The organism is Streptomyces sp. NPDC055506, from assembly GCF_053643595.1.
Genome location: NZ_JBSHKH010000005.1, coordinates 78,629 through 99,010, shown reverse-complemented (window position 1 = coordinate 99,010; position 20,382 = coordinate 78,629). Strand labels below are relative to the sequence as shown.

The 20,382-nt window shown below is 73.6% G+C and carries 17 protein-coding genes; 8 read left to right on the top strand and 9 right to left on the bottom strand.

All coding sequences use genetic code 11. The features are described 5' to 3' along the window. Nucleotides 1–27 precede the first annotated feature (27 nt). Complete coding sequence (locus ACWIF2_RS03660) at nucleotides 28–1,179, top strand: ROK family transcriptional regulator (RefSeq protein WP_454358385.1); 1,152 nt, start codon at nucleotides 28–30, stop codon at nucleotides 1,177–1,179. Nucleotides 1,180–1,278: 99 nt separating this feature from the next. On the opposite strand, the gene ACWIF2_RS03655 is transcribed toward ACWIF2_RS03660, so the two are convergent. Both ACWIF2_RS03655 and sigJ read right to left on the bottom strand, forming a co-directional pair. Continuing rightward, nucleotides 1,279–2,040 carry a GntR family transcriptional regulator gene (locus ACWIF2_RS03655; protein ID WP_454358384.1) on the bottom strand — a complete coding sequence of 254 codons (762 nt, stop codon included), beginning with the start codon at nucleotides 2,038–2,040 and terminating at the stop codon, nucleotides 1,279–1,281. Nucleotides 2,041–2,208: 168 nt separating this feature from the next. Continuing rightward, nucleotides 2,209–3,096, bottom strand: a complete 888-nt coding sequence (gene sigJ, locus ACWIF2_RS03650) for an RNA polymerase sigma factor SigJ (RefSeq protein WP_454358383.1) — start codon at nucleotides 3,094–3,096, stop codon at nucleotides 2,209–2,211. A gap of 110 nt (nucleotides 3,097–3,206) precedes the next feature. On the opposite strand from sigJ, the gene ACWIF2_RS03645 reads away from it, so the two are divergent. The 5 genes from ACWIF2_RS03645 (at nucleotide 3,207) to ACWIF2_RS03625 (ending at nucleotide 9,384) form a co-directional block, all read left to right on the top strand. Next, nucleotides 3,207–3,860, top strand: a complete 654-nt coding sequence (locus tag ACWIF2_RS03645) for an NADPH-dependent F420 reductase (protein WP_454358382.1) — start codon at nucleotides 3,207–3,209, stop codon at nucleotides 3,858–3,860. 107 nt (nucleotides 3,861–3,967) lie between these two features. Further along, nucleotides 3,968–4,798, top strand: coding sequence for an alpha/beta fold hydrolase (locus ACWIF2_RS03640; protein ID WP_454358381.1), 831 nt, complete (start codon nucleotides 3,968–3,970; stop codon nucleotides 4,796–4,798). Between the two features lie 48 nt (nucleotides 4,799–4,846). Beyond that, entirely contained in the window at nucleotides 4,847–6,286 is a 1,440-nt protein-coding gene (gene pdxR, locus ACWIF2_RS03635) for a MocR-like pyridoxine biosynthesis transcription factor PdxR (protein WP_454358380.1), read from the top strand. A gap of 138 nt (nucleotides 6,287–6,424) precedes the next feature. Continuing rightward, on the top strand, nucleotides 6,425–7,999 hold the full coding sequence (locus tag ACWIF2_RS03630; protein WP_454358379.1) for an alkaline phosphatase D family protein: 1,575 nt from the start codon (nucleotides 6,425–6,427) through the stop codon (nucleotides 7,997–7,999). Between the two features lie 128 nt (nucleotides 8,000–8,127). Continuing rightward, entirely contained in the window at nucleotides 8,128–9,384 is a 1,257-nt protein-coding gene (locus tag ACWIF2_RS03625) for a GNAT family N-acetyltransferase (protein ID WP_454358378.1), read from the top strand. A gap of 9 nt (nucleotides 9,385–9,393) precedes the next feature. Here ACWIF2_RS03625 and ACWIF2_RS03620 read toward each other — a convergent pair whose 3' ends face one another. Beyond that, on the bottom strand, nucleotides 9,394–10,629 hold the full coding sequence (locus tag ACWIF2_RS03620) for a trans-sulfuration enzyme family protein (RefSeq protein ID WP_454358377.1): 1,236 nt from the start codon (nucleotides 10,627–10,629) through the stop codon (nucleotides 9,394–9,396). Between the two features lie 60 nt (nucleotides 10,630–10,689). On the opposite strand from ACWIF2_RS03620, the gene ACWIF2_RS03615 reads away from it, so the two are divergent. Both ACWIF2_RS03615 and ACWIF2_RS03610 read left to right on the top strand, forming a co-directional pair. Then, nucleotides 10,690–11,181 carry an Lrp/AsnC family transcriptional regulator gene (locus ACWIF2_RS03615; protein ID WP_454358376.1) on the top strand — a complete coding sequence of 164 codons (492 nt, stop codon included), beginning with the start codon at nucleotides 10,690–10,692 and terminating at the stop codon, nucleotides 11,179–11,181. Nucleotides 11,182–11,212: 31 nt separating this feature from the next. After that, nucleotides 11,213–12,904: a DUF885 domain-containing protein gene (locus ACWIF2_RS03610; protein ID WP_454358375.1), complete on the top strand. Its 1,692-nt coding sequence runs from the start codon at nucleotides 11,213–11,215 to the stop codon at nucleotides 12,902–12,904. A 165-nt stretch (nucleotides 12,905–13,069) separates the two neighbouring features. Here ACWIF2_RS03610 and ACWIF2_RS03605 read toward each other — a convergent pair whose 3' ends face one another. From ACWIF2_RS03605 to ACWIF2_RS03580, 6 genes are all read right to left on the bottom strand, one after another. Beyond that, nucleotides 13,070–13,588, bottom strand: a complete 519-nt coding sequence (locus ACWIF2_RS03605) for an immunity 21 family protein (RefSeq protein ID WP_454358374.1) — start codon at nucleotides 13,586–13,588, stop codon at nucleotides 13,070–13,072. A 67-nt stretch (nucleotides 13,589–13,655) separates the two neighbouring features. Further along, entirely contained in the window at nucleotides 13,656–16,649 is a 2,994-nt protein-coding gene (locus ACWIF2_RS03600; RefSeq protein WP_454358373.1) for an AAA family ATPase, read from the bottom strand. Then, nucleotides 16,646–17,809: an exonuclease SbcCD subunit D gene (locus ACWIF2_RS03595; RefSeq protein WP_454358372.1), complete on the bottom strand. Its 1,164-nt coding sequence runs from the start codon at nucleotides 17,807–17,809 to the stop codon at nucleotides 16,646–16,648. Before ACWIF2_RS03595 ends, ACWIF2_RS03600 begins: the two co-directional genes overlap by 4 nt. A 358-nt stretch (nucleotides 17,810–18,167) precedes the next feature. Next, a complete protein-coding gene (locus tag ACWIF2_RS03590; protein ID WP_454358371.1) occupies nucleotides 18,168–18,794 on the bottom strand; it encodes a YigZ family protein in 627 nt (208 codons plus the stop codon). A gap of 48 nt (nucleotides 18,795–18,842) precedes the next feature. After that, a complete protein-coding gene (locus ACWIF2_RS03585; protein ID WP_454358370.1) occupies nucleotides 18,843–19,388 on the bottom strand; it encodes a SixA phosphatase family protein in 546 nt (181 codons plus the stop codon). After that, a complete protein-coding gene (locus ACWIF2_RS03580) occupies nucleotides 19,385–20,287 on the bottom strand; it encodes a hypothetical protein (RefSeq protein WP_454358369.1) in 903 nt (300 codons plus the stop codon). The genes ACWIF2_RS03585 and ACWIF2_RS03580 overlap by 4 nt, the downstream gene beginning before the upstream one ends. Nucleotides 20,288–20,382 lie beyond the last annotated feature (95 nt).

The window sequence follows — 20,382 nt, the reverse complement described above, 5'->3', positions numbered from 1 at the left end:
CACGCGCGCGACCTGGGAGGACGGACGGTGGGGCGGCTGACCGGCGGGGATCCCTCGCTGCTGCGAAGGATCAATTCCGCGGTGGTGCTGCACGCGCTGCGTGCCACGGACTGCGCGACGCTGACCGAGATCACCCGGGTGACAGGGCTGTCCCGGCCAACCGTCGAGGGCGTCGTCGAAGGGCTCATCGAGGCCGGGCTCGTGGTCGAGAAGGCGGCCGAGGAGGGTGCCGCGCGACGGCAGGGGCGCCCGGCGCGGCGGTTCCGGTTCCGGGCGGAGGCCGGGCATCTGCTGGGGCTGGAGATCGGGGCGCACCGGGTGGCGGCCATGCTGGCCGACCTGGACGGCCGGGTGATCGGCGCCCAGGCCAAGGAGGTGCCCGAGACGGCGGGGGCCGACGAGCGGCTGGAGCGGCTGCGCGGGGCGGTGGCCGAGCTGCTGCGGCGGGCCGGTGTCGCACGGGGCTCGCTGCGGGCCGTGGGCGTGGCGACGCCCGGGATCGTCGAGGCGGACGGCACGGTACGGCTGGGCACCGCGCTGCCGGGGTGGACGGGGCTGCGGCTGGGCGAACGGCTGAGCCGGTCCTTCAAGTGCCCGGTCCTGGTCGAGAACGACGCCAACGCGGCGGCCGTCGCCGAGCACTGGAAGGGCGCGGCCACCGAGTCGGACGACGTGGTGTTCGTGCTGGCGGGGCTCAGCCCGGGCGCCGGTGCGCTGATCGGGGGGCGGCTGCACCGGGGCTACGGCGGGGCGGCCGGCGAGATCGGCGCGCTGCATCTGCTGGGCAGGGAGGTCACGCCGGAGACCCTGCTCTCCACCACCGACGAACCCCTGCACCCGCTCGACGAGCAGGCGGTCGCCGAGGTGTTCGCGCAGGCCCGCGAGGGCGACCAGCGGGCCCGCGCTGCCGTCGACCGCTTCCTCCAGCGCCTGGTCCACGACGTGGCGGCGCTCGTCCTCGCCCTGGACCCGGAACTGGTCGTCATCGGCGGCTGGGCAGCGGGCCTGGACGGCGTCCTGGACCCCCTCCGCCAAGAACTCTCCCGCTACTGTCTGCGCCCCCCACAGGTCGCCCTCTCCCGCCTCGGAGACGCGGCAGTGGCGACCGGCGCCCTACGCCTCGCCTTGGACCACGTGGAGGAACAACTCTTCGCGGTGGAGCAACGGCCGCTCTTCTAAGGGCGCGGGGCTGTGTCGATATGCGGCTCCGCCGCGTGAGCGCGAGCAACCACAACGAACCCGCAGCCCCGACTCACGACACCCCCACGGCGCAAAGGTTCAGGACGCCCGCTGCTCAGGCCCGTCATGAATCTCCACCCCACCCGAGTCACCGAAGGTCAACCGGCACGTGTCAGCGCGATACGTCGCAACCGACAGCGCAGCCGTACGCCCCTCGGACACGAAACGAGTCGTGACCACAAGAACGGGTGCCCCAGGAAGCCGATCCAGCTCCTTCGCGTCATCGGCGCCGGCAGAGCCGAGCTCCACCGCGTTCTCCTGACGCCCCAGCTCCAGCCGCTGCAGCTCACGCAGTACCGCACGCGCACGTGCCGCCCCCGACGGCGCGTCTATGCCGGAGAGCTCGGGCACCGAGGACTCGGGGATGTAAAGCAGTTCCGCGGCCACCGGCCGGCCGTTCGACACACGGGAGCGGCGCACGACATGGACGGCCTCGTCACGGCCGGTCGCCAGCGCCTCGGCGACAGCGGCCGGCGGCACCGCCGCCACGCAGTCGACCGGCTGCCAGGCGTCCTCGGACCCGCCGGGCCAGGTGTGCGGGCCGGCACCGAGGGAGACGCCCATGCGCGGCGGGGCGACGGTCGTGCCGACACCGCGGCGGCGCTGCAGCCTGCCTTCCAGTTCGAGCTGCTCCAGGGCTTGGCGGAGCGTGGCGCGGGCGACGCCGAAGCGGGCCGCGAGGTCGCGCTCGTTGGGCAGGATCTCCCCCACCGAGAACTCCGAGTCGAGCGCTTCGCTGAGCACGGTCTTGAGATGCCAGTACTTCGGTTCCGGCACCGATTCCAGCTGCGTGGTCCCCACCCTGTCCTCCGCAATCGCCGTGGTCGGCGGCGTTTTAGCGCCCTTGTTTTTTAAAGGTTGTTTCACTTCTCTGCGACCATAGGGCGGCCCTGATCCTTGGTCAAGACCAATGGCCGGGAACGTTCACGGGGCGTTCATGCGAGGTCCCCGGGGCTGCCGGGGCGCCGCCTACCCGGCGGCCAGCGACCGGAGCTTGTCAGGGTTCCGGACGATGTAGACCGCTTGGACCCGCCCGTCGGCGACGTCGAGCTGGAAGACGGAGTCGGGCTTGTCGCCCGACAGGACCAGCATGGCCGGGCCGCCGTTGAGCTCCAGGAAACGCACGGAGAAGTCCGGGACGTCGCCCTTGCGCGCGGCGCCGACGAGGAAGCGGCCCACCTTGTCCGCCGTCCGCAGGACCCGCAGCGGCGCCCGCGCCTTGCCGCCGCTGTCGCCGACGAGACGGACGTCCGGGGCGAGCAGCGCCATCAGCCCTTCGAGGTCGCCGTCGGCCGCCGCGGCGAGGAACCGTTCGGTGAGGTCACGGCGCTGGGCGGGGTCGACCTCGTAGCGCGGCCGCCGCTCCTCGACGTGCTTGCGGGCCCGTCCGGCCAGCTGGCGCACCGCCGCCTCGCCGCGGTCGAGCATGGTGGCGATGTCGGCGTACGGGAAGCCGAAGGCCTCGCGGAGCACGAACACGGCCCGCTCCAGCGGTGAGAGCGACTCCAGCACGACGAGGACGGCGAGGGAGACGGAGTCGGCGAGCACGGCACGCTCGGCGGTGTCCGGCACGGTGTCGCCGAAGTCGGTGACGTACGGCTCGGGCAGCCACGGGCCGACGTACGTCTCCCCGCGGGACTTGATCTGGCGCAGCCGGTCGATGGCGAGGCGGGTCGTGATCCGTACGAGGTAGCCGCGCGGTTCGCGCACGTCGCCGCGGTCGCTGCCCGACCACCGCAGCCAGGCCTCCTGGACCACGTCCTCCGCGTCGGCCACGCGGCCCAGCATGCGGTAGGCGACGCCCAGCAGGACGGGGCGGTGCGCTTCGAAGAGGTCGGTCGCGGTCTCGGTGGTCACGGCTCCATCCCAGCCCACCGGTGCGGCCCTGTCCAGGCGGAATCACCCCTTCCCGGACAGAATGGGCGACAGGACGCCGGTGATCGCCGGCAGGGCTTCCGGAGGTGGCGATGCGGTACGCGGTTCTGGGCACGGGCGACGTCGGGCGCACCCTCGGCGGCCGGCTGGTGGAGCTGGGGCACGAGGTGTGGCTCGGCTCACGCACGAGGGACAACCCGGCGGCTCTGGAGTGGGCCGCCACCGCGGGTGCCGGGGCGGACGCGGGGACGTTCGCGGAGGCGGCGGCGTTCGGCGAGGTCGTGGTGAACGCCGTGGGCGGGCGGGTGGCCCTCGCCGCGCTGGAGGCGGCGGGCACGGAGAACCTCGGGGGGAAGGTCCTCGTGGACGTCTCCAACCCGCTGGCGTTCGAGGAGGGCGAGCTGCGGCTGTCCCCCGTCGCGTCGGACAGCGTGGGTGAGCAGATCCAGCGGGCTTTTCCGCACGCGCGCGTGGTGAAGTCGCTCAACACCGTCAACTGCCGGGTGATGGTGGAACCGGGAATGGTTCCGGGCGAACACAACCTCTTCGTCTGCGGGGACGACGCGGGCGCCAAGGAGCAGGTGACGGCCCTGCTCGGGGAGTTCGGCTGGCCGCCGGAGCGGGTGCTCGACCTCGGTGACATCCGGGCGGCGCGCGCCGTGGAGATGTGGCTGCCGCTGTGGGTCGGCCTGATGCAGAAGTTCGGGCACGCGCACTTCAACCTGGAGCTGCGCCGGGCCCGTTGAGCGGCCTGGGGCCGTGAAGGTGGCGACATCTCGGGGCTACCCGTCGGTAGCAATTGCTGACAAGCTGTCTACAGCGTCCGTCAGCGAGTACAGCCGAGGAGCACCCCATGTCCGCCACCGTCTCCTTCAAAGTCGCCTCCGCGCACGGCGAGCAGCACGTCACGCTGTCCTACACGCGCCGGGGCAGCGGCGACCCGTTGCTCCTGCTGCACGGCATCGGCCATCACCGGCAGGTGTGGGACCCGGTGATCCCGGCGCTGGCGGCCGAGCGCGATGTGATCGCCGTGGACCTGCCCGGGTGCGGCGAGTCGCCGGCGCTGCCGGACGGCATGGCGCACGACCTGCCGACGATGAACACCGTCCTCGTCGCGCTGTGCGAGGCGTTGGAGATCGAACGGCCGCATGTGGCGGGCAACTCGCTGGGCGGCCTGCTGGCCCTGGACCTGGCCCGGGCGCGGCTCGTCCGCTCCGTCACCGCGCTGTCCCCCGCCGGGTTCTGGAACGAGGCCGAGCGCCGCTACGCCTTCGCGGTGCTGATGGCCATGCGGCAGATCGCCCAGCGGATGCCGCTGCCCGTCGTCGAGCGGCTGGCCCGTCCGGCGGTCGGCCGTGCGCTGCTGACCAGCACGATCTACGCCCGCCCGGGCCGTCGTTCGCCCGAGGCCGTGGTCGCCGAGACGCTGGCGCTGGCCGGGGCGCAGGGCTTCTCCGAGACCCTCCGCTCCGGCAGGACCGTGCAGTTCAGCGACGACATCGTGGGCACCCCGGTAACCGTGGCCTGGGGCAGCCGGGACCGGCTCCTCATCCCCCGCCAGGGCGTGCGGGCCAAGGGCGTCATCCCCGGGGCCCGGCTGGTACGGCTGCCGGGCTGCGGCCACGTCCCGATGAACGACGACCCGGCACTGGTCGCCAGGGTCGTCCTCGACGGCAGCCGCTGACCCGTACCGGGGCTCGCGCGGGGCGAGGAGCCTCTAGGGTCTCCCTTCATGAAGCCACCGCAAAGCGCTCCGGACGGAGGTGCCGCGTCCGCGGCCTGGGAGCTGCTGCTCCCCGCCGCCGCGGCACCGGCACGCACGCGTGGCCGGTCCCTCCAGGCGGCGCTGCGCGAGGCGGTCCGCTCGGGCCGGCTCGCGCCGGGCACCCGGTTGCCGTCCAGCCGGGATCTCGCGGCGGACCTGGGAGTGTCGCGGGGGCTGGTCACTGAGGCGTACGAGCAGCTGACGGCCGAGGGGTATCTGCGCAGCGGCCGGGGCGCCGGGACCTGGGTCGGAGCGGCCGCGCGGGCCGCCCGGCCGCGGGCGCGCGACCTCGCCCCGCGCTCCCCCGGAACCCGCGCGGACTTCGTGCCCGGGACGCCGGACCTGTCGCTGTTCCCGCGCTCGGCGTGGGCCGCCGCGCACCGCGACGTACTGGCGGAACTGCCGCACCAGGACCTGGGGTACCCCGATCCGCGCGGGCTGCCCCGGCTGCGTACCGCGCTGGCCGGACTGCTCGCCCGGCGGCGGGGCGTGGTGGCCGACCCGGAGCGGATCGTGGTGGTCTCCGGGGTCGCCCAGGCGACGACCCTGCTCGGTTTCGCGCTGCACGCGCGCGGGGTGCGCACCGTCGGCGTGGAGGACCCCGGCAGTCCCCAGCACGACGCGCTGTACGCCTCGGCCGGGGTCACCGCCGTGCCGGTGCCCGTGGACGGCGAGGGAATCGCCCTGGAACCGCTGCGGGCGTCGGGCGTACGGGCCGTGGTGACGACTCCGGCCCATCAGTTCCCCACCGGCATCGCCTACTCGGCCGATTGCCGGGCCGGACTGCTGGACTGGGCACGCGAGGTGGACGGCATCGTCCTGGAGGACGACTACGACGGCGACTTCCGCTACGACCGCGCCCCTGTCGGCGCGCTCCAGGGCCTCGACCCGGACCATGTCGCCTACACGGGCTCCGTCAGCAAGTCCCTCGCCCCCGGGCTGCGGCTGGGCTGGCTGCTGGTGCCCGAGTCCTGGGCGGAGGAGATCGTCGAGCGCAAGCGCACCATGGACCTCGGCCACCCGGCCCTCGACCAGGCCCTGTTCGCCCGGTTCCTGGAACGCGGCGACTACGACCGCCAGCTGCGCCGCTGCCAGCGCGCCTACCGCGAGCGGCGTGACGCGCTGGTCGCCGCCCTGGACGAGCACTTCCCCGGCTCGGAGGTGTCCGGGATCGCGGCGGGACTGCATGTGATCGCCACGCTGCCGGAGCGGTACGGCCCCGAGGAGCGGTTCCTCGCGCGCGTGGCGGAGGCCGGGGTGGCGGTTCGCCCACTGTCGTCCTGCACCCACCCGCGGGCCGGGAGCGCCGAGACGAAGAAGGTGCGGCTCGTCCTGGGCTACGCCCATGTGCCGCCCGCCCGGATCGCCGAGGGCGTACGTCTGATGGCGGAGGCGGCCACCGGGTGACTCCGCCGGGCTCGCCCCCGCGTGCCGGTTCCCCCGCCCCTGCGGTCAGTTGTTCACTTGGGGTTCGTGTGTGCGCTGCGGCGTGCCAGTAGTTGTGGCTCTGCACACTGGCCGGATCCCGTCCCTGGAGGCGTATCCATGTCACACCGTCCGTTCCCCGGGCGCCGTAGCGTCCTGCGGGGCTCTCTCGCCGCGTCGGCGGCCCTGTCCCTGCCCACCGCTCTCGGAGCGGCGCCGGCCTTCGCCCGGTCCGGGCGCCCGAAGGCGGGGTGGGGTGTGCAGGCGGGAGACGTGACCTGCGACTCCGGGCTGGTGTGGGTGCGGTCCGACCGGCCCGCCCGAATGATCGTCGAGACGTCGGCGACCGAGTCGTTCCGCAACCCGCGCAGATGGCACGGCCCGCTGCTGGGCCCGGGCACGGACTTCACCGGCACGACCCCGCTGCGCGGACTGCCGTCCGGCGAGCAGATCCACTACCGGGTGCTGCTGGCCGACCCGGACGACCCGCGCCGCACCGGCGAGCCGGTCACCGGCAGCTTCCGCACCGCGTCCGCCAAGCGCCGCGACGGGGTGCGGTTCGTCTGGTCCGGCGACCTGGCCGGGCAGGGCTGGGGCATCAACCCGGAGCTCGGCGGCTACCGGATCTACGAGGCGATGGGCGCCCTGGACCCGGACTTCTTCCTCTGCAGCGGCGACAACATCTACGCCGACGGCCCGCTCACCGAGACCGTGGCCCTGCCCGACGGACGGACCTGGCGGAACATCACCACCGAGGAGAAGGCGAAGGTCGCCGAGACCCTGGCGGAGTTCCGCGGCAACTTCCGCTACAACCTCCTGGACGAGAACCTGCGCGCCTTCAACGCCCGCGTCCCGTCCATCATCCAGTGGGACGACCACGAGGTCACCAACAACTGGTACCCGGGCGAGATCCTCGGCGACACCCGGTACACCGAGAAGAACGTGGACGTGCTCGCCTCCCGTGCCCGCCAGGCGTTCTCGGAGTACTTCCCGATCTCGACGCTGCGCCGCCCCGGCGGCCGGGTGTACCGCGTGCAGCACCACGGCCCGCTGCTGGACGTCTTCGTCCTCGACATGCGCACCTACCGCAACGCCAACTCGACGGACGACCAGCCCACCGACGCGCAGGGCATCCTCGGCCGCGAGCAGCTGGAGTGGCTGAAGCGCGAGCTGTCCCGCTCCCGCGCGGTATGGAAGGTGATCGCCTCGGACATGCCGATCGGCCTGGTCGTCCCGGACACCGGTGACGGCAAGCCGAACATCGAGGCGGTAGCGCAGGGCGACCCCGGCAAGCCGCTGGGCCGCGAACTGCAGATCGCCGAGCTGCTGCGGTTCATCAAGCACCGGCGGATCACGGGCACGGTGTGGCTGACGGCCGATGTGCACTACACCTCGGCGCAGCACTACCAGCCGTCGAAGGCCGCCTTCACCGACTTCGAGCCCTTCTGGGAGTTCGTGTCGGGCCCGCTCAACGCCGGTGCGTTCCCGGCGAACACGCTCGACGGCACCTTCGGTCCGGACCGCGTGTTCCTCAAGGCGCCGACGACGGCCAATGTCTCGCCCGCCGGGGGCTACCAGTTCTTCGGCGAGGTCGACATCGACGGCGGCAGCGGCGAGCTGACGGTCCGTCTGCGCGAGCAGGACGGCACCGTGCTGTTCACGCAGGTGCTCCAGCCGGGCCGGGTCGGCCAGTAGGTTCCGGTGGGTCCGGCAAGTACGGAGCGCAACGTTTGAAGCGTCGATAAAGGGGGCAGACTGCCCCCTTTACCCGCCAGACACAAAGAGTTCGCGATCACGCAACACCGTTCCGTCACAGTGGGTGCATGACGCGAAAAGTGACTGAAGCGACGCACGCGAACGACAACTGCCGCCCCGCCACGACGATGCGGCGGTTCACCACGGCGTTCCGGGCCTGGCGGACACGACGCCACGAGAACGCGCCGCCGCCGGACCATACCGAGTCCCCGGCACCGGAGCCGGTGCCGGGGGCGAGCACGCTGTGGCGGATGCGGACCACGGTGCGGGACGAGCCGGGGTCACTGGCGGCGCTGTGCACGGCCCTCGCCGGGCAGCGCGTCGACATCCTGAGCCTGCAGACCCATCCGCTGGCCGACGGCACGGTGGACGAGTTCCTGCTGCGGGCCCCGGGTGAGTTGCCGGGGTCCGGGATCACCACGGCCGTCCGGGCGGCCGGCGGCACCGACACCTGGATCGAGCGGGCCGACGCCCACGACCTGGTGGACGCGCCGACCCGGGTCCTGGGCCTCGCCGCCCGCACCGCCCTGGACGCCGCGGAACTACCGCTGGCCCTGCGCCAGTTGCTGGGCCGCTGCACGATCCGCTCCCAGCCGGCACCGGTCGGCGGCGGCCGGGCGCCCGGCGGCGTACCCGTGGAGGGGGCCCTCGACGGCACCGTGCTGCGCCTGCGCGCCCCGGAAGGCGGAGTGATCATCGTGGAGCGGCCGCACCTGCCGTTCACCCCGACCGAGTTCGCCCGGGCCAGGGCCCTGGTGGAACTGGACGCCCGGCTGGGCCCGCGCGTCCCGCACGGCCAGGACACCCTCACTCTCGCCGAAGGCGCCGACATCACCGTGCGCCGGGCCGACACCCGTGATCTGGAGCCGGCCCGGGCGATGCACGAGCGGTGCTCGGACCGCACGCTGAGGCTTCGCTACCACGGTCCGGTCGGGGATGCCGACCGGTATCTGAACCACCTGCTCAGCCCCCGTTTCGGCCGTACGCTCGCCGTGCAGACCGCGTCGGGGCGGGTCGTCGGGCTCGGGCATCTGCTGTGGGACGGAGACGAGACGGAGGTCGCGCTGATCGTCGAGGATGCGTGGCAGCGGCGGGGTGTGGGGGCCGAGTTGCTGCGCAGGCTGGTGGCCATGGCCGTCGACGCCGGGTGCGGGAGTGTGTATGCCGTGACGCAGGCGTCGAACACGGGCATGGTCGCGGCGATGCGGGGGCTGGGGCTTCCGCTCGACTATCAGATCGAGGAGGGGACGTTGGTGATCACGGCGCGGCTGGGTGAGCGGGTTGCGTCGGCCGCGGGTGAGTTGGGGAGTGCATCGACGCCGTAGGGGGTTTCGTCAGTCGGCGGGTGCGGGTGCGCTGTGGCTGGTCGCGCCCACGCGGCGGAGCCGCATATCAGCACAGCCCCGCGCCCCTGAACGCGTAAGCGCACTGTCCAGATCCATCCACAGGTCCTCTACGTCCTCCAAACCCACCGACATCCTCAACAGCCGGTCACTCACCCCGGCGTCGCGACGGTCTGCCGCGTCCACGATGCGGTGGCTGATGGACGCCGGGTGCTGGATGAGGGTGTCGACGCTGCCGAGGCTGACGGCGGGGGTGATCAGGCGGACGCCGGCTATGACCTCGTGGGGATCGCCGTACACCTCGAAGGAGACCATCGCGCCGCCGATGCGCGGATAGTGCACTCGGGACACCCGCGGGTCGGCGGCCAGGCGGCGGACGAGTTCGGCGGCGTTGGCGGAGGCGGCCCGGACCCGTACGGGGAGGGTGGACAGTCCGCGCAGCAGCAGATAGCCGGCCAGCGGGTGCAGCACACCGCCCGTGGCGAACCGCACCTGGCGCAGCCTGCCCGCGAACTCCTCGTCGCAGGCGATCACCCCTGCCAGCACGTCCCCGTGTCCGCCGAGGTACTTGGTGGCGCTGTGCAGCACCAGCCGCGCGCCCTGCTCGGCGGGGCGCTGGAGGACCGGTGTGGCGAAGGTGTTGTCCACGAGCAGCGGCACCGAACCGCAGGCGTGGGCGACGGCCCGCAGGTCGACCTCGGCGAGCGTGGGGTTGGCCGGGGACTCCACCAGGACCAGCCCGGTGTCCGGGCGCAGCGCGTCGGCGATGCCGGCCGGGTCGGTCCAGGTCACCTCCGAGCCCAGCAGCCCGGCGGTCAGCAGATGGTCGCTGCAGCCGTAGAGGGGACGCACGGCCACCACGTGCCGCAGTCCCATCGAGGCGCGGACGAGCAGGACGGCGCTCAGCGCGGCCATGCCGCTGGCGAAGGCGACCGCCGCCTCGGTGCCCTCCAGGCGGGCCAGCGCGGTCTCGAAGCGGGCGACGGTCGGATTGCCCAGCCGTCCGTAGACGGGCGGGCCGTCCGGCTCCGAGCCCGTGGCGGCGAAGGCGTCGATCCGGGCCGCCTCACCGCGGCTGTCGTACGACGGGTAGGTGGTGGACAGGTCGATCGGCGGGGCGTGCAGCCCCTGGCGGGCGAGGTCGTCCCGGCCCGCGTGCACGGCCTCGGTGGCGAGAGCTCTCGGTGTGGTACCCGTGTTCATGTCCGTGTCCATGTCCATGTCCATGGAGGACAGGGTGAACACTGACCGGTTCTGGGCGAGGGCATGCCGTGTTACGTTCGGTTGATGGCCGAATCTGTCGTACTGGACCCGGTGGATCTCCACCTGCTGCGGTTGTTGCAGAACGACGCCCGGGCGACGTACCGGGATCTCGCCGCGCAGGTCGGCGTGGCGCCGTCGACGTGTCTGGACCGGGTGACCCGGCTGCGCCGCTCGGGCGTGATCCTCGGGCACCGGCTGGAGCTTGATCCGGCCAAGCTGGGGCGAGGCCTGGAGGCCCTGCTGTCGGTGCAGGTCAGGCCGCACCGGCGGGAACTGGTGGGGCCGTTCGTGGAGCGGATCCGGGCACTGCCGGAGTCGCGGACCGTGTTCCACCTGACCGGACCTGACGACTACCTGGTCCATGTCGCGGTCGCCGACATGGCCGACCTTCAGCGGCTCGTGCTGGACGGGTTCACCTCGCGGCCGGAGGTGGCGCGTGTGGAGACCCGGCTGATCTTCCAGCAGTGGGAGTGCGGGCCACTGCTGCCGCCTTCGCCCTCGGCTCAATCCGGATGACGTGCGCTTGTCGTCGTACGAGGATGGCCGCATGTCTGAGATCAAGAGCCCGCTGCCCCGTGAGGTCGCCGACGCCTACGTCGACGAACTCGTCGCCCTCGACCCGATCACCGGCACGTTCCTCGGCGTGAAGGAGAGTTCGAGCAGGCTGCCCGACACCTCGCCCGCGGGCCAGGAGGCGTCCGCTGAGCTGGCGCGCCGCACGCTGGCCCGGCTGGACGAGGCCGAGCGGCTGCCCGGCGCGGACAGTGAGATCGAACGCCGTTGCGGGCGGCTGCTGCGCGAGCGGCTCAACGCCGAACTCGCCGTGCACGACGCCGAGGAGAGCCTGCGGTCCGTCAGCAACCTGAGCTCCATCGCCCATGCGGTGCGGCAGGTGTTCACCGTGACGCCGGCGCAGACGGAGGAGGACTGGACGGCGATCGCGGAGCGGCTGCGCGCGGTCCCGGCCGCGCTGGAGGGGTACCGGGAGTCCCTGGCACTCGGCCTGGAGCGGAAGCTGCACGGCGGGCCCCGCGCCACGGCCACGTTCGTGGGGCAGCTCGGCGAGTGGGCCGACGCGGACGGCGAGGGACAGGGCTGGTTCGAGCAGTTCGCGGCCGCGGGCCCCGAGTCGCTGCGGTCCGATCTGGACACCGCCGCCCGCTCGGCCACCGAGGCCGTCCTGCGGCTGCGCGACTGGATGCGGGACGTGTACGCACCGGCGATCGAGGGCGCGCCGGACGTCGTGGGCCGGGAGCGGTACGCGCGCTGGGTGCGCTACTTCAACGGCACGGACCTCGACCTGGACGAGGCGTACGCCTACGGCTGGTCCGAGTACCACCGCCTCCTCGGCGAGATGAGGAACGAGGCCGAGAAGATCCTGCCGGGCGCGGCCACGCCGTGGGTGGCGCTGGCGCACCTGGACGAGCACGGCACGCACATCGAGGGCGTCGACGAGGTGCGGCAGTGGCTCCAGTCCCTCATGGACGAGGCGATCGACGCGCTCGACGGCACCCATTTCGACCTGGCCGAGCGCGTCCGCCGGGTGGAGTCGCGCATCGCCCCGCCCGGCAGCGCCGCGGCCCCGTACTACACCGAGCCGTCGGACGACTTCTCGCGACCGGGCTGCACCTGGCTGCCGACCATGGGAAACACGCGCTTCCCGGTCTACGACCTGGTCTCGACCTGGTACCACGAGGGTGTGCCCGGCCACCACCTCCAGCTGGCCCAATGGAAGCACGTGGCGCAGGACCTCTCCCGCTACCAGGCCGGTGTCGGCATGGTGAGCGCCAACGCCGAGGGCTGGGCGCTGTACGCGGAGCGGCTGATGGACGAACTGGGCTTCCTGACGGACCCGGAGCGCCGGCTGGGCTATCTGGACGCCCAGATGATGCGGGCCGTGCGCGTCATCATCGACATCGGCATGCACCTGGAGCTGACCATCCCGGACGACTCCCCCTTCCACCCCGGGGAGCGCTGGACGCCCGAGCTGGCGCAGGAGTTCTTCGGCTCGCACAGCAGCCGCCCCGCGGACTTCGTGGAGAGCGAGCTGACGCGCTATCTGTCCATGCCGGGCCAGGCCATCGGCTACAAGCTCGGCGAGCGGGCCTGGCTCCTGGGCCGCGAGAACGCCCGCGCCCGGCACGGCGACGCCTTCGACCCGAAGTCCTGGCACATGGCGGCCCTCTCCCAGGGCTCACTGGGCCTGGACGACCTGGTGGACGAGCTCTCCCATCTGTAGACGGGGCTGGCGCCGAACGTCCGCCTCATCCGTGGCCAGCCACGGATGAGGCGGGGTGGTAACGCCCTTCTTGGGGGCGCGGGGCTGTGCTGATATGCGGCTCCGCCGCGTGGGCGCGACCAGCCACAGCCAACCCGCACACGCCAATCGGCCACTCCCCCGCGGCTACCTGGGCGCCAACAAGCGAAGCTGCACCAGCCCCAGCCACACCTCGGGCCCCGGCTGCACCCGAGCCGCCCGAACCGCATACCTCCCCGGCTCCAGAACTACCCGCACCCGGTCGCTCCCCGAGGCCTCACCTCCAGGCCATGCCGCGTCGAACAGCAGCACCGGCCCGGGCACCTGCCAGCTGACCTCCGGCCCCCACTGCGCCGTCGCGACAGCGTCCGGCACACTCGCCAGCAGCTCGCCCTCGGAATCGCCCGCGCACCACCGCACGAAGACGCCCTGGTCGGGAAGATACGCGGTCGAGGCCGGCTCGTCGCCCAGTACCAGGGCCGTGCAGTCGCCGACCGGCAGCAGTCCGACGTGTCCGTCCACCTCACAGGCCCGGTCGTAGTCCGACGCCGTCTCCTCGCCGTCGGCACCCGCCCAGAAGGGCAGAACCGTCTCGGGCACCGCTATCAGCGGTCCGCCGCCCGACTCCACCCACTCCACCGTGCCCGGCTCCGCGTATCGCACCATGGGTCAAGAACCTACAATGCCAACTCGCGCCACGGGGCCTGGGGTTAGGGCCTCCCCACAAATCCCCCTAAGTCCCGCGCTGCCTCAGCACCGATCCGGACCGGCCCTTGACGACCTCCAGTTGCGCGTGGATCCGCCGTCGCAGATCGGGCACATGGCTGACGATGCCGACGCTGCGGTCGCGTTCGCGCAGGGAGTCGAGGACGTCGAGGACCTCGTCGAGGGTCTGGTCGTCGAGGCTGCCGAAGCCCTCGTCGATGAAGAGGGTGTCCAGCCGCACACCGCCCGCCTCGTCCGTGACGACGTCCGCGAGGCCGAGGGCGAGGGCGAGGGAGGCGAAGAACGTCTCGCCGCCCGACAGCGTCGCCGTGTCCCGCTCGCGGCCGGTCCACGCGTCGACGACATGCAGTCCCAGTCCGCTGCGCCCGCGCCCGGTGCGGTCGTCGGAGTGGACGAGGGTGTAGCGGCCGGACGACATGCGCCGCAGCCGTACGGTCGCGGCGGCGGCGACCTGTTCCAGCCGGGCCGCGAGGACGTACGACTCCAGGCGCATCCGGCGTTCGTTGTCGGCCGAGGTGCCCGCGGTGAGGCCGGCCATGCGGGCGACCCGGTCGTACTCCTCGCGCAGCGGCGCCAGCCGGCGCACGGAGGCGGTCGCCCGGGTGGACAGCCGGTCGAGTTCGGCGCAGCGCCGGGCGGCGGCGTCATGGGCGGAGGCGGCGTCGCGGGTCCGCCGGTCCGCGGCGGAGGCTGCCAGCTCCGCGGTCTCCAGGTCGGCGGGCCGCTGCCGGGCGGCGGCCGCGGTGTCGGCCTCGGCGAGGACGGCCCGGGCGGCGGCCTCCTCGTTCTGCCAGGCGTCCAGCCGCCGTTGCAGCTCGCGGTGGACGGCGTCGCCGAGAAGGGCGTCGGCCGCGGCCTGCGGGGTCTCGAAACCGGCGCGGAAGGCGGCGTCGGCGAGCCGGGCGTCGGCGTCCTTGAGCCGCTGGGCGGTGTCCTCGGCGGCGCGGGCGGTGTCGGCGGCGTCCGTGAGCAGCGCGGTCCGCCGCTCCAGCTGCGCGGCCCGGGCGGCGACACTGTCCAGGGTGCCTCTCGCCCGGTCCAGTTCCTCCTCCAGGCCGGCCCGTTCCCGATCCAGCCGCTCCCGGTGCCCGACCCGGGCGGCGGTCCGCACGGCGGCCTCCTGCCGGGCGGCGACGCGCCGTTCCTGCTCGTGCCCGGCCTGCCGCAGCCGCTCCCGCGCGGAGTGCAGCTCGGCGCCGGCACGGCGGGCCTGCTCGTACTGCTCCTCCAGCTCCTCGGCCTCATCGGCGAGTTGCCCGGTGGGTGTGTCACCGGCCTCGGCGGTGGCCGCCGCCAGCGCCTCCCGTACGTCGGCCAGCCGCTGTTCGTCCGCGGTGCGCTGTTCGTCGGCGCGCTGGTAGGCGGCCAGGGCGTGTTCCTCGGCCTCACGGTCGATGTGCCCGGCGACCTTGCGGGCGGGTGCGGGGTGTTCGGTGGCTCCGCAGACGGCGCAGGGCTCGCCGTCGCTGAGGTGCGCGGCCAGTTCGGCGGCGATGCCGGTCAGGCGCTGTTCCTTGAGGTCGAGCCAGTGCTGCTTGGCCCGCAGCGCCTGTTCTCGCACGTCGCGGACCCGGTCGGCGGCGTGGTCGGTGTCCTTGGCGAGCTGGTCGCGCAGCCGGGCCGCCTTCAGGCGCTGCCGCGCGGGCTCGCGCCGTACGGCGAGTTGTTCGGCGAGGGAGGCGGCCTGCTGCGCGGAATCCACCCGGGCCTGGAGCCCGGCGCGGGTCTCCTCCCAGCCGTCGAGCCAGTCCTCCGCCTCCCGCAGGATCTCCGCGTCGGCACGCTCCTCGCGGTCCAGGCCGGCGCGTTCGTCGCGGAGTTCGGCCAGCCGGCGCTCGGCGCGGCGGGCCGAGTCCAGTCCGCCCAGTTCCTCGGCGGCCCGGCGGGCGGCCGTCGCGAGTCCGGCGGCGCCCGCGTCGGCGAAGCTCTCGGGCAGCAGGGCTCGCGCGCGTGCCTCCGCGTCGGCGGCCCGCCGGTGTTCGGCGTCGGCGGACTCCCGCAGGTCCAGAGCGGGTGCGACCTTCTCGGCCTTGCGGGAGCGCTCCATGCGCGCCTGCGCCTCCCGGTAGGCCTCGGCGCCCTCCTCCAGGCGCGCCATCCGTTCCCGCGCCTCCGTGAACCGCCGCTGGAGCCGGGCGAGTTCGCGTACGTCGTCCAGGGCGCGGCCGGTGGCCGCCTGCGCGGACTCGGCGGCGTAGAGCGTGCACTCGGCGACGGTGAGCTGTTCCCGTGCGGTGCTGCGGGCGACGGCGGCGGCGCCCAGTACGGCCTCGGCGAGTCCGGGTTCGCCCGGGGCCAGCTCCGGGAGTTCCATGGCGTCGCCCGCGGCCTGGTGCATGCGGTGGGCGTCGGCCAGCAGGTCGGCGTCCCCGTCCCGCACCTGGGCCTCGGTGGCCCGGCGCCGCTCGGCGAGGCGCTTCTCGACGTCGGCGAAGCGACGGGTGTCGAAGAGGCGGCCGAGCAGTTTACCCCGGGCCTCGGCGTCGGCGCGCAGGAACCGGGCGAAGTCGCCCTGCGGCAGCAGCACGACTTGGCAGAACTGCTCCCGGCTCATGCCGAGCAGCTGCGTGATCTCCTCGCCGATCTCCTGGTGGGAGCGACTGAGGTCCTTCCAGGCCGCGGCCGTCGCGTCGTACTCGCGGAGCCAGGTCTGGGCCTTGTCGAGTGTCGTGCCGGTCCCGCGTTTCTTGGGGCGTTCCCAGGGCGGCTGGCGGGTGACCTCCAACCGGCGTCCGGCGACGGTGAGTTCGAGGGTGACCTCGGTGCGGGTCGCGGGTGCGGCGTGGTCGCTGCGGAGGGTCGCGCCCTGGCCGCCGCCCTGCCGGGCGCCCGGCACCGAGCCGTACAGGGCGTAGCACACGGCGTCGAGGACGGATGTCTTGCCGGCGCCGGTCGGTCCGTGGAGCAGGAACAGCCCGGCCGTCGACAGCTCGTCGAAGTCGACGGTCTGGGTGCCTCCGAAGGGGCCGAAGGCGGTGACCGTCAGCCGGTGGAGCCTCACCGGGCCACCTCCCGCACGGTCTCGTCGGCGCGGACCGCGTCGAACGCGTCCCGCAGCACGCCCTGTTCGTGCGCGTCGGGTCCGGCGCCGCGCACATGGGCGACGAAGTCCTCCGCGATCTGCTGGTCGCCGCGGCCGGCGAGGCGCCGGGCGTAGGACACGTCGGGGTCGTCCTCGGTGCGGTCGGGGTCGAAGACGAGGCTGAGCGTGTGCGGGAAGCGCTCGGTGAGCCGGGCCATCGGGTCGGCCGGGCGGACCGGGTCGGTGAGGGTCGCCTCGACCCACGACTCCTCGTGCCGCGCGTGCTCCGGGTCGGCGAGCAGGTCCTCCAGCGTGCCCCGGATCCGGGCGAGGGGCCGGGGCACGGGGCAGTCGACGCGCTCGGCCCCGACCGACCCGTCGGCCTCCAGGTCGACGAGCCACATGCTCTTGCGGTGCCCGGACTCGGAGAAGGAGTAGGGCAGCGGGGAGCCGGAGTAGCGGACGCGCTCGGTGAGGGTCTGGCAGCCGTGCAGATGCCCGAGCGCCACGTAGTCGACGCCGTCGAACACGCCCGCGGGCACCGCTGCCACGCCGCCGACGGTGATGTCCCGCTCGCTGTCGCTGGGCTCGCCGCCGGTGACGAAGGCGTGCGCGAGGACGACGGAGCGGGTGCCGGGCGCGCGAGTGGCGAGGTCGGCGCGGACCCGGTCCATGGCGGCGGCGAGCACGGGCTCGTGCCCGGCCTTCTCCACGCCGAACACGTCCTTCACCAGGGCCGGTTCGAGATAAGGGAGCCCGTAGAAGGCGACCTCGCCGTGGGCGTCGGCCAGCACCACCGGGGTGCCGGCCGCCGACGGCTCGGTCCGCAGATGGATGCCGGCCCGCCCGATCAGGCCCGCGCCGACGCCCAGACGGCGGGCCGAGTCGTGGTTCCCGGAGATCATCACGGTCGGCACGCCGAGGTCGGCGAGCCGGTGCAGGGCGTCGTCGAACAGCTCGACCGCGGCGAGCGGCGGAACCGCCCGGTCGTAGACGTCCCCCGACACGACCACCGCGTCCACGGACCGCTCCCGTACGGTCGCGACGAGGTGGCCGATGAACTCGGCCTGGGCGCCGAGCATGTTCACCCGGTGGAACGACCGGCCGAGGTGCCAGTCGGATGTGTGCAGCAGCCTCAAGACGCCGCTCCGACCCGCATGTCTCTCCCCGCCCCCACTCCGCAACCAGCGCGAACCGGCACGGCTCGCTGTCAGACCCACCACGCTAACGCGTGCGGGCACCTGATCCACCACGAACCTCGGCCTGCCACTGCCTTCCGCGGCGATTCAGCGGATATATCCGGATCCAGACCGCAGTGCGGTCATTCCGGCGCGATGTCGCTCACGGCCCGGTAGCCTCCGCCCGCGGCCCCCCGTTCACCGAACCGCCCCTTCCCCGGCCCGGCCGAGGCAGCAGAGCATGTCCCCGCGCGCCACGGCCCCGGCGGTGCTCCGCGGGCCGTCGTGCTCGGCCGGCGGGACGGCGGCCGACCGCGCGTCAGGCGTCGCCGTACGCCTCCCCGCCCGGTTCGAACCCGGCCGTCCCGGCGGTCGTGTCGGCGAGCCACGCCCGGAAGGCGTCCACCTCGGCGTCCGGGAGGGCGAGTTCGATCGTGACCGCCTCGCCGTAGCGCACGTCCCGCACCTCGCGGCCGGTGGTGCGCAGATCGTTCTCCAGTTTGCCCGCCCGCTGGTGGTCGACGGTGACGGTGGCCAGGCGGAACCTGCGGCGGGTGCGCGAGCCGAGGGTGTCCAGGGCCTCGCCGACCGCTCCGCCGTACGCCCGGATGAGGCCGCCGGCGCCGAGCTTGACGCCGCCGTAGTAGCGGGTGACGACGGCGACGACGTACCGCATGTCGCGGCGCAGCAGCATCTGGAGCATGGGGACGCCGGCGGTGCCGCCGGGTTCGCCGTCGTCGCTCGCCTTCTGGACCGAGGCGTCGGCGCCGATGACGTAGGCCCAGCAGTTGTGGCTGGCGGCGGCGTGCTCCTTGCGGACCGCGGCGATGAAGTCCTGCGCCTCCTGCTCGGTGGCCGCCGGGGCGAGGGCGCACAGGAAGCGGGAGCGGTTGACCTCGGTCTCGTGCACGCCCGCGCGGGCGACCGTGCGGTATTCGTCCTGCATCCGGCCAGCCTATGCGGGCGCCCGGGAGCGCCCCGGACCGGTCCGCGGCTACTTCTCCTTCCGGCCCCGGGGCACGATCACGGACGTGAGCAGCGCGGTGCCGGGGGTGAGGGACCGCCAGGTCGTGCCGCGCCAGGACAGGACGGCGATCGCCGAGGTGGGGAACTTCGTACGGACCCGCTCCAGGGTGTCGTCGAGGCCGTCGGCGGCGAGCGCCAGGACCAGTTCCTCCAGGCCGGGGTTGTGCCCGATCAGCAGCAGCGTCTCGACCTCGGCGGGCACCTCGTGCACGACGGCGAGCAGGCCGGAGGGGCCGGCGGCGTACAGCCGCCGGTCGTGGCGGACCGGCGGGGGCGTGCCCCACTGGCCGGCGGCCAGATCCCAGGTCCGGCGCGCGCGTACGGCCGTGGAGCACAGCGCGAGGTCCGGCAGCAGGTCGGCCTCCGCGAGGGCGCGCCCGGCCGCGGGGGCGTCCCGGCGGCCGCGCGGGGCGAGGTGGCGTTCGTGGTCGGCGACATCCATCGGCCAGGCGGACTTGGCGTGCCGCAGGACGACCAGGCGGCGCAGTGGGCCGGTTCCGGCGCGCTCGATCATGAGGGTGATCCCAGGTCGCGGGTGAGGTCGAGGCCGAGGAGCCGGTCGGCGTACGCGTACGTCTCGAAGCGCGCGCCGTCGGGCAGCTCCGGCTCCGTCTCGACATGGTGCAGGACATCAAGTACCCGGGGCACGTCCAGGTCATCCTCCCAGGCGTCGCGCAACCGCCCGCGCACCTCGTCGGGGACGGGCCGCGAGGGCCGCCGGGCCCAACGGGCGACCTCACCACGCCACCGGGCGAGGGTGCCCCGGGCCTCGTCGAACGCGGCCCCGTCCAGCCGGGCGGGGGCGCTGTGGTGCCGGGTGAGGAGGGCGAGACGCAGGACACCGGGGTCGATGCCCGTGCCCGTGCCGGTGTCGGTGCCCGTGCCGGTGTCGGTGCCCGTGCCCGTGCCGGTGTCGGTGCCCGTGCCGGTGTCGGTGCCGGTGCCGGTGCCGGTGTCGGTGCCGGTGTCGGTGTCGGTGCCGGTGTCGGTGTCGGTGCCGGTGTCGGTGTCGTCCGGTGTGCCCGGGTTCCCGGGATGCGCGGGGGCCCCGTCGATGTGCGCGGGGGCGACAGCGATCCGCACACCGTCAGTCGCCGTGCCGCCCTCGGCCGCGACGTGGATGACCTGGGCCTCGCCCAGCCCGGCACTCACCTCGGGGCTGTCCTCGAACGGCCGGATGCCGAGGGCGGTGGCCTCGGCCCGCAGCTCGGCCTGTCGTCCTCCCCCGGTCAGCAGCGCCCACACCGGTGTGCCGCCGAGTTCCAGGGCCCGGACGAGCAGGTCCGCGACGAGCAGCACCCGCAGGCTCGTCGCGTCGAAGCCGGGCGCGTGCACCTCGACACGGGTCAGGCCCCGGCGGGCCGGGGCGGCGTCGACCGGCTCGCCGCTACGGGCGTCGATGATGCGCAGCACGAGGCGAGCGTAGGCGGGTGGGCGGGCACACGCAGGCATGTTCGGTGTTTTCAGGCCACCGTGGCGGGAAGCACCCCACCAATGGCGTGCCCGGC

Coding starts and splice junctions, on each gene's coding strand:
- ACWIF2_RS03645 (WP_454358382.1), top strand. CDS start 3,207: ATGCGGTACGCGGTTCTGGGCACGGGCGACGTCGGGCGCACCCTCGGC.
- ACWIF2_RS03640 (WP_454358381.1), top strand. CDS start 3,968: ATGTCCGCCACCGTCTCCTTCAAAGTCGCCTCCGCGCACGGCGAGCAG.
- pdxR (WP_454358380.1), top strand. CDS start 4,847: ATGAAGCCACCGCAAAGCGCTCCGGACGGAGGTGCCGCGTCCGCGGCC.
- ACWIF2_RS03630 (WP_454358379.1), top strand. CDS start 6,425: ATGTCACACCGTCCGTTCCCCGGGCGCCGTAGCGTCCTGCGGGGCTCT.
- ACWIF2_RS03625 (WP_454358378.1), top strand. CDS start 8,128: ATGACGCGAAAAGTGACTGAAGCGACGCACGCGAACGACAACTGCCGC.
- ACWIF2_RS03620 (WP_454358377.1), bottom strand. CDS start 10,629: ATGGACATGGACATGGACACGGACATGAACACGGGTACCACACCGAGA.
- ACWIF2_RS03615 (WP_454358376.1), top strand. CDS start 10,690: ATGGCCGAATCTGTCGTACTGGACCCGGTGGATCTCCACCTGCTGCGG.
- ACWIF2_RS03610 (WP_454358375.1), top strand. CDS start 11,213: ATGTCTGAGATCAAGAGCCCGCTGCCCCGTGAGGTCGCCGACGCCTAC.
- ACWIF2_RS03605 (WP_454358374.1), bottom strand. CDS start 13,588: ATGGTGCGATACGCGGAGCCGGGCACGGTGGAGTGGGTGGAGTCGGGC.
- ACWIF2_RS03590 (WP_454358371.1), bottom strand. CDS start 18,794: ATGCAGGACGAATACCGCACGGTCGCCCGCGCGGGCGTGCACGAGACC.
- ACWIF2_RS03585 (WP_454358370.1), bottom strand. CDS start 19,388: ATGATCGAGCGCGCCGGAACCGGCCCACTGCGCCGCCTGGTCGTCCTG.